The organism is Gemmata algarum (genome assembly GCF_034097035.1).
In the GTDB taxonomy this organism is placed as follows: Bacteria; Planctomycetota; Planctomycetia; order Gemmatales; family Gemmataceae; genus Gemmata; species Gemmata algarum.
Genome location: NZ_JAXBLV010000234.1, coordinates 19,647 through 33,024, shown reverse-complemented (window position 1 = coordinate 33,024; position 13,378 = coordinate 19,647). Strand labels below are relative to the sequence as shown.

10 protein-coding genes are annotated in these 13,378 nt (G+C 71.0%); 9 read left to right on the top strand and 1 reads right to left on the bottom strand.

The genetic code is table 11. The annotated features are described in order from the left end of the window. The 5 genes from R5W23_RS29835 to R5W23_RS29815 all read left to right on the top strand — a co-directional run. A partial coding sequence (locus tag R5W23_RS29835) for a chemotaxis protein CheB (RefSeq protein WP_320689536.1) occupies nucleotides 1-702 on the top strand: 702 nt, incomplete at its 5' end. A 138-nt stretch (nucleotides 703-840) separates the two neighbouring features. Beyond that, nucleotides 841-1,284 carry a response regulator gene (locus tag R5W23_RS29830; RefSeq protein WP_261189844.1) on the top strand — a complete coding sequence of 148 codons (444 nt, stop codon included), beginning with the start codon at nucleotides 841-843 and terminating at the stop codon, nucleotides 1,282-1,284. 226 nt (nucleotides 1,285-1,510) lie between these two features. Beyond that, nucleotides 1,511-2,038, top strand: a complete 528-nt coding sequence (locus R5W23_RS29825; RefSeq protein WP_261189382.1) for a chemotaxis protein CheX — start codon at nucleotides 1,511-1,513, stop codon at nucleotides 2,036-2,038. A gap of 864 nt (nucleotides 2,039-2,902) precedes the next feature. Beyond that, nucleotides 2,903-5,014, top strand: a complete 2,112-nt coding sequence (locus R5W23_RS29820) for a hybrid sensor histidine kinase/response regulator (RefSeq protein WP_320689535.1) — start codon at nucleotides 2,903-2,905, stop codon at nucleotides 5,012-5,014. Continuing rightward, entirely contained in the window at nucleotides 5,011-6,195 is a 1,185-nt protein-coding gene (locus R5W23_RS29815) for an HDOD domain-containing protein (protein WP_320689534.1), read from the top strand. The genes R5W23_RS29820 and R5W23_RS29815 overlap by 4 nt, the downstream gene beginning before the upstream one ends. A gap of 159 nt (nucleotides 6,196-6,354) precedes the next feature. Here R5W23_RS29815 and R5W23_RS29810 read toward each other — a convergent pair whose 3' ends face one another. Further along, complete coding sequence (locus R5W23_RS29810; RefSeq protein WP_320689533.1) at nucleotides 6,355-7,572, bottom strand: pyridoxal phosphate-dependent aminotransferase; 1,218 nt, start codon at nucleotides 7,570-7,572, stop codon at nucleotides 6,355-6,357. Nucleotides 7,573-8,041: 469 nt separating this feature from the next. On the opposite strand from R5W23_RS29810, the gene R5W23_RS29805 reads away from it, so the two are divergent. From R5W23_RS29805 to R5W23_RS29790, 4 genes are read left to right on the top strand one after another with little or no spacing between them, the layout of a single operon-like run. Beyond that, a complete protein-coding gene (locus R5W23_RS29805; RefSeq protein ID WP_320689532.1) occupies nucleotides 8,042-8,656 on the top strand; it encodes a hypothetical protein in 615 nt (204 codons plus the stop codon). After that, complete coding sequence (locus R5W23_RS29800) at nucleotides 8,649-9,791, top strand: AAA family ATPase (protein WP_320689531.1); 1,143 nt, start codon at nucleotides 8,649-8,651, stop codon at nucleotides 9,789-9,791. Before R5W23_RS29805 ends, R5W23_RS29800 begins: the two co-directional genes overlap by 8 nt. Further along, a complete protein-coding gene (locus R5W23_RS29795; RefSeq protein WP_320689530.1) occupies nucleotides 9,788-10,522 on the top strand; it encodes a hypothetical protein in 735 nt (244 codons plus the stop codon). Before R5W23_RS29800 ends, R5W23_RS29795 begins: the two co-directional genes overlap by 4 nt. Further along, nucleotides 10,519-13,371: a hypothetical protein gene (locus tag R5W23_RS29790; protein WP_320689529.1), complete on the top strand. Its 2,853-nt coding sequence runs from the start codon at nucleotides 10,519-10,521 to the stop codon at nucleotides 13,369-13,371. The genes R5W23_RS29795 and R5W23_RS29790 overlap by 4 nt, the downstream gene beginning before the upstream one ends. Nucleotides 13,372-13,378 lie beyond the last annotated feature (7 nt).

The window sequence follows — 13,378 nt, the reverse complement described above, 5'->3', positions numbered from 1 at the left end:
CGGGGCCGCGGAACCGATGTTGGCGCCGGCCGCCGTGTGACCGGCCGCGGGCGCCCCCGCCGCCCGCGCCGGGGCCCCCCCGCCGGGGGGCCGGCCCGCGCCCCGGCGGCCGCCGGGTTCCGCACCACCCACAAGGTGATCGCGATCGGCGCCTCGACCGGCGGGTGCGAGGCGCTGGTGTCGGTGCTCAGCGCGTTCCCGCCGGACGCCCCGGGCACGGTGGCGGTGATCCACATGCCCGAAGGGTTCACCAAATCGTTCGCCGCCCGGCTCGACCGGCTGTGCGCGGTGCGGGTGTCCGAGGCGCGGGACGGCGACCGGGTGGTGCCCGGGCACGTGCTGCTGGCCCCGGGCAACTTCCACCTCGAGGTGGCCCGGAGCGGGGCGATGACCGTCGCCCGGGTCCGCGGCGGCGAGGCCGTGAGCCGGCACCGGCCGTCGGTGGACGTGCTGTTCCAGTCGTGCGCCCGCGAGCTGGGGACCAACGCCGCCGCGGCCATCCTCACCGGGATGGGCGACGACGGCGCGCGGGGGCTGGCCGCCATGCGCCGGGCCGGCGCCCACACGATCGCCCAGGACGAGGCCACGTGCGTGGTGTTCGGGATGCCCAAGGAGGCGATCGCCTTGGGCGGTGCGTCGCAGGTGCTCCCGCTGGACCGCATCCCGGAGCACCTGCTGCGGGCGGCCGCAGCCATCACGTGAGTTGAGCCGTCGCCCGATTCACGGGCAGGCAAATCGGTCCCGCAACGTTCGATCAGGAGTTTCAGGTTACCCGCGACCGGCACAGCACCGCTCGCGACCCGTGTAGGAACCCGTTAGCTCTTTCCGGAGGATGGTGACATGTCCACGATTCGCGCCCTGGTGGTCGATGACTCCCGCGTCATGCGGAACATGGTGATGAACGCGCTCAAGATGTCGCGGCTGGCGACGTTCGAATTCACGGAGGCGTCGGACGGGGCCGACGCGCTGACCAAGTTCGACCCGACCAAGATCGACATGTGCTTCGTCGACTGGAACATGCCGAACATGAACGGGGTCGAGTTCGTGAAGAGGGCCCGGGCCGGCGGCACGGCGTTCCACATCCCGATGGTGATGGTGACCAGCGAACAGACGATGGCCAAGATCGAAGAGGCGCTGAACCAGGCCGGCGCCGACTCGTACATCTGCAAGCCGTTCACCCCGGACGACATGAAGGTCAAGCTGGAAAAGTACGTCAACAAGGTGCTCAGCAGTAAGGCGCCGGCCGACAAGCAGGGCGGGTTCTTCTCGGGCCTGTTGAGCTAACCCCTCGCCCCCGAAGGCAGGGACAACGTACCGGCACCGGAACGCAACCACCAGGTATCGGCGCGGCCGGGCGGGAGCCCGGAACCGCCGGGGGCCGGGGGCCCCCGCCGGCTGGCGCCGGCGGGGGCCCCCGGCCCTTCTTGCCGTTACCCCAAAGGCCGAGGCGTGGCCTGCACCTACCCCCGCTCGGCCCTGGACGCCGGGCGCCCCCCGGAGACCCGACTTCATGCCCGACGTGCTACCACCGACCACAACGGACGCCATCCCGAAGGCCATCACACAGGCCGTCCAGGAGGCAACGACCGCGTTCTTCACGACCTCGTGTGGCCTGACACACGTGCCCGACGCGGCGGGCGACGAAGAGGCCGCCGGCGCCGGAATCATGAGCGCCATCTCGTTCCTCGGCGACAGGCCGTGGGCGTTCGCGATGGCCCTGCCCGAAACCTCTGCGGTCGCCCTCGCCAAGGCGTTCGCCGGGTTCGAGATCCCGTTCGACAGCCAAGACATGGGCGACCTGTTGGGCGAGGTCGTCAACGTGATCGCGGGCGACATCAGCGCGCGTCTGAACGCCGAGGGCATTCAGGCGCAAATGTCGCTTCCCATGTCGGTCCGGGGCGCGGACGTGACGACCCTGGTCCCACACGGGGTCGCGACGAACCGACTGCTGTTCGAGGGGCCACACGGGCGCTGCTGGCTCGACCTCGTGAGTGACCGATTCGACGGGCTGACGTTCCGCCAACCGGGGATGGGTTGAGCGGCGCAACCCGATCGCCTTGGCCGGCGCGCCCGACCGGCCGAGCGGCACTGCGCGCGAGCACGCCGGTGACGTGCGCGCCCGGGCGGGTCCCAACACGTTTTGGCGAAGCCGAGTGCCCCGCCCCGAACGACGCGGCCTGTACCCCGCCGGATGCCGATTCGGTCGCGCCCTGCGGCGGGTGTGAGCGTGGCGACGCCCCGCTCCTGCCTTCAATCGAGAAGTTCATCAACCGCCGTGCCTGAGCCGTCCCGTAGCAGAAGTGCTCGGCCCCCGGCAGCAAAGGACCGGATGCGCCGCGTCCGAGAACGTAGTGACCGCCTTCTCGAGCCATTTTCACCGCCCCGCCTTACCGAAATCCGGAGTGGTAGGGTCTCATCGCCACGGTAAACGACCCGAACAAACAAAGGACAGGCTGTTACGGCCCCGGTAGCCACACCGTTCGCCGCGGTGGTAGGAACCACTGAGTAGTAAAGAAACGCGCGGCCCATGCGAGCCGGTGGCGGCTCGTAGTAGCGCCCACCGTACCGGCAACACCCCTTCCCCTCCAGCATCAGCGCGAGGTGGTTGAGCGACTGCCAGAACACGTTCTCACTACGGCATAAAGACACCCCGCTCCCGATCATGCCGCGGCCTGCCGAGCGGAACCGGTTGGCGCAGATGCCTTTCGGTAGCGCAAAAATCTCATCCGCCGCAATAGCAGGCGTCTGATTTTCGGTCAAAGGGTATCGGAAGTTGAGGCCGGACGGCCCCGCGGCGCGCGGTTCAGGACCGGCGTGAGCTAGAGTTGGTTCGCGGACCGCCCGGCTCGCCGGGTCGGCCCCGGCACGGGCGCACCCGATGAGTTCTGAGTTGAGCGGACCTATGACCGATCGAACTGAATGGCCGGCCGCGGTACCGGAGCTGACCGGTATCGTTGCGGCGTCGTTCGCCGGTTCGTCGGTGCCCGGGCTGGCGGGCGGCACGTTCCTGTTTGCCCTCATTATCGCCGCTGCGGTAGTAAAGTTGCGACGCCGGCGCCGAATTTCTCCGCCCGGTGTCAACGTCCTGGCGGGGCCGACGGACCCGCCGCCGTGGTCAGAAGCTCCGGTGCCCGACGACACCAGCGACCTCTTCCGGCTCCTGTTCGAGAGCCACCCGACGCCGGCCTGGGCGTTCGACGAGGACTCTCTGCGGTTCGTGGCGATCAACGACGCGGTGCTCCGGCGGTTCGGGTACGCTCGCGAGCGGCTCTTGCAACTGAGCGTGCGCGACGTGTGCCCCGACGAGGACGCGGACCGGTTGCTCGGCGCTCCCTGTGGGCCGCTCCAGTGGCGGCACCGGATCGCCTCCGGCGCGCTGGTGCCCATTGAGGTCACCTCCCGCCGGGTCACCGCCGGCGGGCTGCTGCTGCGCCTCGTGGTCGCGAGCGACACGAGCGACCGGCGCAAAGCGGAGGGCGAGCTCAAGGAGCGGGACGACCTGCTCCAGAACGTGCTGACCAATGTTCCGTGCGCGGTCTTTTGGAAGGACCGGGCGTCTATTTACATCGGGTGCAACGACCAGGCCGCGCGCGAGCACGGGCTCACCGTTCCCGGCGAGGTCATCGGCCAGACCGACGAAGACCTCACGCGCGAGCCCGAGGAGGCCGAGCGGGCGCGCGAGAGCGACCGCCTCGTCATCGAATCGGCCCAGCCGCTTCTGGACGTGGAGGAGACCCGGACCCTGCCCGACGGCACCCGCGCGACCTTCCTGACCAACCGGGTGCCGCTACGCGACTCCGCCGGGCGGGTGATCGGGGTCGTCGGGGTGGCGCAGAACGTGACCTCCCGCAAGCGGCTGGAAGACGAGCTGCGGCACGCGCACAAGATGGAAGCGATCGGGCGGCTGGCGGGCGGGGTGGCGCACGACTTCAACAACCTGCTCACCATCGTCACCGGCAGCATCCACCTGATCCGCGGGCTGCCCGCCGGGGACCCGATGATCGGCGGCTACGTGGACGAGATCCAGGCGGCCGTCGACCGGGCCACGGCGCTCACCCGCCAGTTGCTCGCGTTCAGCCGCAAGCAGCCGTCGCGCCCCGAGGTGCTGGACCTGAACGAGGTGGTGTCCGAGCTCGGCGGGCTGCTCGCCCGGCTCATCGGGAACCGGATCACGGTCCGCACCGAGCTGGCGCCCGAGCCGGTGCGGGTGCGGGCCGACCGCGGGCACCTCGAACAGGTGCTCATGAACCTCGCGGTGAACGCCCGCGACGCCATGCCCGACGGCGGGACCCTGTGCATCACCACCGGGATGACGGGGCCGTTCGCGAAGCTCGCGGTCGCCGACACCGGGTGCGGGATGCCGGAGCACGTGAAGGCGAAGATCTTCGAGCCGTTCTTCACCACCAAGGAGATGGGCAAAGGTACCGGCTTGGGCCTCGCCACGGTCCACGGGATCGTGGAGCAGGCGGGCGGCGGGATCGAGGTGCTCACCGCGCCGGGGGCCGGGACGACGTTCCACATCCGGCTCCCGGCGGTAACGGCGCCCACGCCCCCGCCGGTGACCACGCCGGGAGCCGCGCCGGTCTCCGTGCGGGCCGGGCGCACCGTGCTGCTCGTGGAGGACGAGGAGCGGGTGCGCAAGACGGTGCGCTCCGCCCTCGAGGGCTGGGGCTACGCGGTGACGGAGGCGGACCGGGCGGAAACGGCCCTGGCCCTGCTGGCGACGCGGCGCGACATCGACCTGCTGGTGACCGATCTGGTGATGCCCGGCATGGACGGCCGCGAGCTGGCCGCCCGGGTGCGCGGCGAGTGGCCCGGGGTCGCGGTGGTGTTCATGTCCGGGTTCGTCCCGGACCTGCGCCGGGCCGACGGGTTCGCGGACGGCGTGTTCCTGCCGAAGCCGTTCACCCCGCTCGATCTGATCCGGTGCACCGAACGGGCCCTGCGCCAGCGCACCGGTGACGCGGGCGCCCGCGCGCGGCTCGCCCCCACCGCCGGGGGGTCGGAACTATGAGCCGGCGCGTCCTCGTCGTCACCGACGACCCGGCGGTGCGGCGCGCGCTGCGGGACACGTTCGCGCCACTGGTCGCCGAGTGGGAGGCGACGTTCGCGAGCGGCGCGGAGGCCGTCAAGCACCTGCTCGGGGCTCGGCCCGATGCGCTCGTGCTGGACGCGCACCTGGCCGACAACCGGGCCGCCGAACTGCTCACCGAGGGCCGCCGGCGGAACCCGTCGATGGCGCGGGTGGTGCTGGCCGCGCCGGGGCGAACGGAGGTCATCGGGCTGGTGACCCTGGCGCACCGGGTGCTCTCCCGGCAGTGCCTGCCGGACGAACTGGTCGGCGCGATCCAGCGGGCGCACTCGCTGCGCGAGCTGCTGAACAGCCCGTCGCTGGCGGCCCTCGTGGGGCGGCTCACCACGGTCCCGGCGCTGTCGGCGGTGTACACCCGGATCTCCGAAGAGCTGGCGTTCCCCGATTTCTCGCTGGCCACGGTGGGCGGGTTGGTGGCGCAGGACCTGGGCATCTCCGCGAAACTGCTCCAGATGGCCAACTCGGCTCTCGTCGGGCTCCGGCGGCCGGCCTCGACCCCGTCGCAGGCGGTGCGCATCCTCGGCGCCGACCTGACCCGCACGCTGGTGCTCGCGGTGGACCTGTTCTCGCACTACAACCCGTACGCGCTGCGCCCGTTTTCGATCGAAGCGCTGTGGGAGCACAGCCAGGCGGTGGCCGAACTGGGAGCCGCCATCGCGGCCGCCGAGCGGGCGGAGGAGCGGGTGGTTCGCGAGTCCGCACTCGCCGGGCTGTTCCTCGATATCGGCCGGCTCACGCTCGCGAGCCAGCTCACCGGGCCGTACAAGGAGATCCTCGCGCTCATGCGCCACCAGCACTTGGGCGTGGTGGCCGCCGAGACACAGGTGCTCGGAACGTCGCACGCAGAAGTGGGCGCGTACCTGCTCGGGCTGTGGGGCCTGCCCGACGGTCTGGTGGAGGCGGTCGCGTGGCACCACCAGCCGTCCGGGTGCCCGGGAACCGGGTTCACACCGCTTACTGCGGTGCACGCGGCCGACGCGATCCTGCTCGAGGACGAGGGGGCCGAACCCGACTGGGCGTACCTGGGGCGGCTGGGACTGCGAGACCGCTATCTGGAGTGGAAGCGGCTGGCGCGGCAACGCACGCAGGTGCAAGCATCGTAGCAGCGGTCACGGACGAGCGCTCGCCCACGCCGCTGCTCCAGGCCGGAGCAGCGCCCGGAAGGCGCCCGACCGAACGCCTCGACGAGTTCGCACGGGCGCAGCCGTTCTGGAGTGCGGAGCTGGTGTTCGGTTCCGCCCCACTCTCCACCGCAGCCGGGCTCAACCGGCCAGCCGTTCGCGCAGCCCGAGCAGCCGTTCGCCCGCCGTGTGGAGCGTCTCGTCGCGCTTGGCGAACATGAACCGGACCAACTTCCGTCCCAGTTCCTTCGGGTCGTGGAAGCTGCTCCCCGGCACACCGGCCACACCAACTGTTTCGATCATCCGCCGGACGAACGACGTGTCGTCGAGGGCGCTCAGCCCGGAGAAATCGGCCATGACGTAGTACGCCCCGTCGGGCGGCTGCACCCCGAACCCGGCGCGCTCCAGGTACGGCAGGAACAGGTCGCGGCGGTGCCGGTAGTGCTCCCGCAGCCCATCGAAGTACGACGGCGGCAGCCCCAGCGCCGCCGCCCCGGCCACCTGGAGCGGGTGCGGCGCGCCGACCGTCAGGAAGTCGTGGGCCTTGCGAATCCCGGCCGTGATCGCAGCCGGCGCGACGCAGTAACCCAACCGCCACCCGGTGGCGCTGAACGTCTTCGACAGCCCGCTGATCGTGACCGTGCGGTCCGCCATGCCGGGCAGCGCGGCGATGCTGACGTGCGGCCGGTCGGTGAAGTTGACGTACTCGTAGATCTCGTCGGAGATGGCGACCGCGTCGAACTCCCGGCACAGGCCCGCGATCGCCTCGAGTTCCGCGCGGGTGAACACCTTACCCGTGGGGTTGTTCGGGGTGTTGATGATAACGGCCTTGGTCTTCGATGAGAACGCGGCCCGCAGTTCGTCCGGGTCGAAGCTCCAAGTGTCACTCGCGGCCTGTCGCCCGGAAGCCCGGGCGTCACAACCGCTCCACGCCGGGGTGCGAAGCGTCACCCACTTCGGAGTGGCCCCGGTGAGCTTCGCGTCCGGGCCGTAGTTCTCGTAGAACGGCTGGAAGATCACCACCTCGTCGCCCGGGTCAACCAGGGCCAGCATGGTTGCCATCATGCACTCGGTCGCGCCGCAGCACACCGTAACGTGCTCGTCGGGGTCGACCCACGGGAGCCCGTTGAAGGACCGCATCTTGGTCGCAATCGCCTGCCGGAGCGGCGCGATCCCCCACGTCACGGCGTACTGGTTGAACCCGTCGCGGATGGCCCGGCAGGCCGCCTCCTTCACCTCTTCCGGTGGGTCGAAGTCGGGCATCCCCTGGCCCAAGTTGATCGCCCCGTACCGCTGCGCGATCCGGCTCGTCTCGCGGATCACGGACTCGGAGAAGTGCTGAACGCGACTCGCGAGCATATCAACCTTCATTGCGTGGTAATGACATCCACAACCCGGCGCCCGGTCTGACAGATATCGGCGTTCGGTCCCACGTGTGCAGATAGAGTGTGGCGCAATCACGCGGACGATCGGCATCCCCGCAGCGGCGCGAGTTATCAGTGCGACTTCACCGCGTGGGCCGGCAAAGATCACTTTAGTAATTCTTCTGGAGATCGATCAGAATCGGTTGATGCCATGCGCGCCCACAAGAACCGACGCACCAAAAGATGCTCTCCGCCAACTCGTGGACTATCACCGGCCCGGAACTGGTCTCCGGTATACTCTGGGCCGCGGCCGAAATGGGCGGTGTGGCTTGGCGGCACGCGGGCGGGTAACGATCCGCTCCTCAACAAAGCCTCACCGAGCTCGGGGGCAAAACGCGAACCCGTACCAGCGCGCAACCGTCAGTTTTGGTATGCTGAGCGGAACACCCGCCCCCGGCAACCCTATGCGCCCGTTCCACGATTGGCTCAACCGGTTACTCGAAGCCGGCGAATCGGTGCAAGAAGCCCCGCCGCTGCTGTCGTCCGTTGAACGTCCGGCGGTCGCAGCGCGGTTGCATGCCGCATTTGAATTGCATGCCCTGGATGTCGCCGGCCCTCCCCTTGAGTTCGACGCCGAAGCCGCGACCGACGCAGCCGTGATACTTGCGACGGCGTGCTGGCTCCACGCGAGCGCCAACGGGGGCGATTGCGTTCTCCGGCTTGACGCCGTGCCGTCCGCATCGGCGCACCTCTCGGCAGACGTGGCGCTACGGCTCCTGCCGAGCGTTTACCGCCGGGCGCGCATGAGGGCGGCCGACGGGCCGCTGACCGTTGCGCTCGACCGACTGCTCCGCGCGTGGCCGCTTTCGGGCGTCCTGGCGGACATGGACGGTGCGCCGACCACGGTGCCGGACTTCCGGCACGCCGGGCTCCAGATGCTATACGCGGAGCGGCTCGCGAGCACCCGCCGGGCCGGTTGGGTCCCGCACGGCGGCCCGGCGCGGGAATGGGCCGAACGGGTGTTCGCCGAGCGCGGGTTCGACCTGCCAGAGCCGTTGAGGGAGGACGCCCGTGTCTGACGCGCCAGCCGACAGCCTTCGCCGCCACGCGACCGACCGCCTCAAGGCCCGGTTCGTCGGCCGTGACGAGGTGGTGGACCTGATCGCCATTGCCGCCGTCGCGGGCGAACACCTGTTCCTGTTCGGGCCGCCGGGCACGGCCAAGTCGCTGCTCGTGCGCGAGTTCGCCGGGGCCGTGCGCTGCCGCTACTTCGAGTACCTGCTCACCCGCTTCTCCGAGCCGACCGAACTGTTCGGCCCGGTGGACATCGCGCGGCTGCGCGAGGGCGTGGTCGCGACCGTCACCACGGGCATGCTGCCGGAAGCGGAGTTCGCGTTCCTCGACGAACTCTTCAACGCCAACAGCGCCATCCTGAACAACCTCCTGACCGTTCTGAACGAGCGCGTCTACCGGCGCGGGGCCGAGACGCACCGGCTCCCGCTCATCAGCGCGTTCGCGGCGTCCAACCGGCTGCCGGAAGACGACGCGCTCCAGGCGCTGTTCGACCGGTTTCTGCTCCGCTTCAAGGTGGACGTGCTCCCGCGCCCGCAACTCCCGGCGCTGCTCGCAGCCGGGTGGGCGATCGAGCGCAACGCGAAGCCCGCCGGTACGGGCGACGACGACGAGGCGGTCACCGCCGCCGACCTCCGCGCGATGGCACAGCGCGCGAAGGAGGTTGACGTAACCGGCGTGCTCGGCACATACGCCGAAGCGGTGGAAAAGGTGCGTGACCTGGGCGTCGCCCTCACCGACCGGCGCGCGGTCAAGGTGCTGAAGCTGATCGCGGCGTCGGCGGTAATGTGCGGGCGGGCGGTCGCCAACGCTTCAGACTTGTGGGTGCTCCGGTACGTGTGGGACCGGACGGAGCAGATCGGTCCGCTCGGGTCTCTGGTGTCGGGCCTGATCGACCGCGCGGGCGCGGCGCCCGACCCGCACCCGCGCGCCCGACCGCCGGAGGTCGTAGACGCGGACGCATTGGCCGGAGAGTTGGCCGACGCCGAGCGGTCGCTCGCGGACCGACCCAGGTTGGTCGACCTCGCCCGACTCCGCGAGCGCGTCCAGGCTGCGGCCGACCGGGCCGCCTGGGTGACCGACGCGGCGTCGCGCCGGCACCTGCTGACGCGAGCCGGGGACATCCTGGAGCAACTCGGATGAAACCGAACGCGCCGGACCCGTGGCGCGAGGTCTCGGCGGCGCGGGTGCCGCTCGACGGCCTCGCCGCGCTCGCCCCGGTGCGCCACCGCGGGGACGTGCGCGTGCTGACCGCGGACGGGTGCGCGTGGGTGCGCTGGCCGGCCGGGGAAGCCGCCGTCGCGCGGTCGCTGGTGCCGGTCCCGGGCGTCGCTTTTTTCACGCACCGCGGCGGAACGTGGTTCCCCCTCGGCCGCTCGGTTCCGGCCGGTGACGCGCCACCAGACGGCGAAGGCGTTTCCGTCTCAGCGGTTCTCGTACCGGCACGCTTCACACCCGTCCCGCCGGGAGCGGCAGAGTGGGCACCGGTCCCGCTCACGGTCGTTCGCGGGGGGCCGGTGCAGGCGCCAACCGCGCTCGCCTGCCCGGCCGGCGCGCTGGCGCGGTGGGCCGATGTGGCGACGACAGCCGAACTCGCGGCGGTGCGGGCCGCCCGTTGCGGCGGTCGCGCCTTGCTGCTCGGGTCCCGGCTCCCACCGCTCCCCGGCGCGACCCGTTACTGGGGCACGGACGTGTTCGTCCCGCTCGGCTTCCGTCCCGATCCGGAGCTGCCGGAAGGCGCGCTCCGCGAGGCCGCGGGCGCGTCGCACGACGAGTTCTTGCTGCTCGACGAAACCGGCGCGGAGCTGATCCCGCGCAGCGCGTTCGAGCCGCTGACGCGCGCCGGCGCGCGTCTGGGGGCACGAATCGCATGAACGGCCTCGCCCGTGCCGACTCGTACCTGACCGTCCCGCCCCGCTACGGCGCCGACCTTGGCGGGTTGTGGTGGTCGTCGAACCGCGACGCCGTCGAGCGCCGCGACGGCACCACGCTCGCGGGCGCGGACGAACTCCGTGCCGTACTGGACGGCGTGTTCGCCGCCCCCCCGGCCCCGCCGTTCATGTTCGTATTAAACCTGCTTCACCTAATGAAAACCGGACCGTCGGGGTTCGAGACGCTGCACGCGGCGTTCGTGGGCACGCGCGGCGCCGTTTCCCGCGCGCGAAACGTCGGCCTGCTGGTCGCGGAACTTTGCAACGGCCTCCCGACCGATGGCGAACCGGTAACAGCAGCGGATCTTTCGACCGCGCTGCGGACCTTCCGGCTTTACGGCGAGCAACCCCGCCCCGGGCCGGCAGCGGAGCCGCCGCTCACCCGCACCGAGTTCGAGAGCCACGTCTCCCGCCGGCTCCGCTCCTTCACCGGTTCGGACCTCGCCCACTGGCTCACGCACGGCTGCCGACCGAGTACCGCGGGCGGGCCGTTGGCGAAAGAGGTCGAACCGCTGCCGGTGCGGGTCGCGAAGCTGCTGGCCCTCGCCCGGCGGCGGGAGCGACTCGCCGGCAGCGCCGCGCTCGCGCCCTCCCTGGACGCCGCGCTCGCGCTCCCGCCGCGCGGTCGGCCGCCCGAGGCGCTGCCCGTCGGCGGCTACTGTGACGTGACCACCCGCGGCGAGCCGGAGCGACTGCTCCCCGGGCAGTTCGCGCTCGACCCCGACGAGTTCGTCCGCCGGTTCGCGGCGCACGAGCTCCTCTATTTCAAGCGCGAGGAGCCGCACGAGGCGCTCCGCCCGGAGCGCGTCATCGTGCTCGACCAGGGGGTGCGCACTTGGGGGCGCGTGCGGCACGCCCTGACCTCGGCCGCCGTTTCGCTCGCGGGCCGGGGCGCCAAGGGCTGCGCGCGCGTCAGCCTTTACCTCACCTCTTCGGCCGCGCGAATCGATCTTGCGGAAGCCGACCTCGAGCGCGTGGCCGATCAGTTGGAAGCCAGCGACCTCACGCCGAACCCGAACGCGGCCCTCGTGCTGGCGCTGCACGAACCGGGCCCCGAGGCCGCCCCGCGCGACGTGATCCTGCTCACGCACGTGCGGAGCGCCCGCGACCCGGCAACTTACGCGGACGGCACGTGCGGGGACGGGGATCGCGTTTTCGCGGTGGCCGTGGACGAATCCGGCGCGGTGGAACTCGGCGAGTGGGCGGGCGGCGCCTTCACTTCGCTGCGGTCGTTCCGCGTCGATCTGGAGGCCGCAGAGGCCGCGAAACCAGAGGAGGCCCGCCCGCATCCGGGCCCAAGGCCGAGCCCAGCGAACCCGGGCGAGTGGACCGGCGATGTGGAGCCGGTGCCGTTCCCGTTCCGCCCCGGGCTTGTGTGCGAGCCTCTCCAAATGGGCTTCGACACCGGCGGTGAGTGCCTTGCCATCGTCGGGTGGAACGGAATGGTCCACGCCCTCGCACTCGACGGCACGCTACCGGAAGTGCTGCCCCGCGCGCACCGCGGCGGCGTGACGCTCCGGCACGTGGACGCGGTCGTGGGCGTGAACGGCGGTGTGGTACTCTGCGGGCGAATGGTACAGGGCGGCGAACCGACCGTCACGGCCGCGGCGGGGCGAACGGTTACGCCCTCCTCACACGAGGTGGCGCCGGCGTCCGGCGCGTCCGAGCCGGATGTCGCGGAGCAGTTCGCCGCCGCGCACTACGACTGGTCTGCGCGGCAGGTTACTCTTCACCTATTGGGGCGGGCCACGGCCGGTGCCACATGGACCGCACAGCCGGACCTGCACTGTGTGGCGGTTCGCACTCCCGAAGGTGCGGGCAACGCGGTTGACCTCGCGACGGGCGGTCTCTTCCCCGATAGCCCCCGGCTTACGGAGGCTCTCGTCAGCCGGGCGCGACTGGCCTGGGCTCGGCGCCAACAGCCCCAGTCGCCGTGCGACGTGTCGACCCAAGTAAGCCAACCGGAACCCGGTTCCGAAGCCGGGGCCGCCCCGTTTTTGCTACGCGTCAACCCGTACGTCTATCACCTCCAGCAAGCACACACGACGTGGCAGGCGATGTGCCCCTTGGACGACGGCAAACCGCTCTTCGACGACCCGGCGTTCCACCGCGCCCAACTCGCCGGCAGCGTGCTCGCGCTGGGCTACACCAGCGCGGGCAAGCGACGGCTGCTTCTGCTGCGTGGCCCCGACGGCACGGTCCTTGGCAACGTCACCTACCCTGTGCGTTCCATTTTCACGCTCTCACCGAACGGGCAACGGCTGGCGCGGCGCGGCACGGATCGATCAGTCACGGTGTCGGACACGTCCGATCCGGCGCGGACCGTGGCCGCCGCCGCACAGGCCGCTCTGCACGACGCCCTGGCAGTCGAAATCGCTTACGGGCCGCTCGATTTGACCATCATCATCGGTTGCTACCGGCACCACTTTCAACTCGACGGCGGGGAACTGATGTACAAGGTTCGTTGGGGGCCGGGTGAGCCCGCGGCAGGCGAACCGGCCGAGAGCGTCTGGCTCCTGCCCGAGGCAGGCGAACCGGCCCGGTTTCCGCCCCACTTGGTCAGGCACAACCGGCAGGCCCGATGGCGGGCCGTTGTGGATCGATTCGGGCAGGTGCTGCTGTACAACGACGGCGGCCGGCTGACGGCGGCGTTCCTCGTCCGACGGGAACGGGCCGCGGCGTGGGCACCCGGCGGGGTGTTCTGGGGCGATGCGCGCCTGATCGGCGGCCCCGCAACGCCGGACGCGGCACGGCGGATCGGTCTGGCGCTCCTCGCGGCACACGGAGACTGACGTGGAA

What these genes read in the sequence shown, in the direction of transcription:
- R5W23_RS29830 (WP_261189844.1), top strand. Translation starts at nt 841, where the DNA reads ATGTCCACGATTCGCGCCCTGGTGGTCGATGACTCCCGCGTCATGCGG.
- R5W23_RS29825 (WP_261189382.1), top strand. Translation starts at nt 1,511, where the DNA reads ATGCCCGACGTGCTACCACCGACCACAACGGACGCCATCCCGAAGGCC.
- R5W23_RS29820 (WP_320689535.1), top strand. Translation starts at nt 2,903, where the DNA reads ATGACCGATCGAACTGAATGGCCGGCCGCGGTACCGGAGCTGACCGGT.
- R5W23_RS29815 (WP_320689534.1), top strand. Translation starts at nt 5,011, where the DNA reads ATGAGCCGGCGCGTCCTCGTCGTCACCGACGACCCGGCGGTGCGGCGC.
- R5W23_RS29810 (WP_320689533.1), bottom strand. Translation starts at nt 7,572, where the DNA reads ATGCTCGCGAGTCGCGTTCAGCACTTCTCCGAGTCCGTGATCCGCGAG.
- R5W23_RS29805 (WP_320689532.1), top strand. Translation starts at nt 8,042, where the DNA reads ATGCGCCCGTTCCACGATTGGCTCAACCGGTTACTCGAAGCCGGCGAA.
- R5W23_RS29795 (WP_320689530.1), top strand. Translation starts at nt 9,788, where the DNA reads ATGAAACCGAACGCGCCGGACCCGTGGCGCGAGGTCTCGGCGGCGCGG.
- R5W23_RS29790 (WP_320689529.1), top strand. Translation starts at nt 10,519, where the DNA reads ATGAACGGCCTCGCCCGTGCCGACTCGTACCTGACCGTCCCGCCCCGC.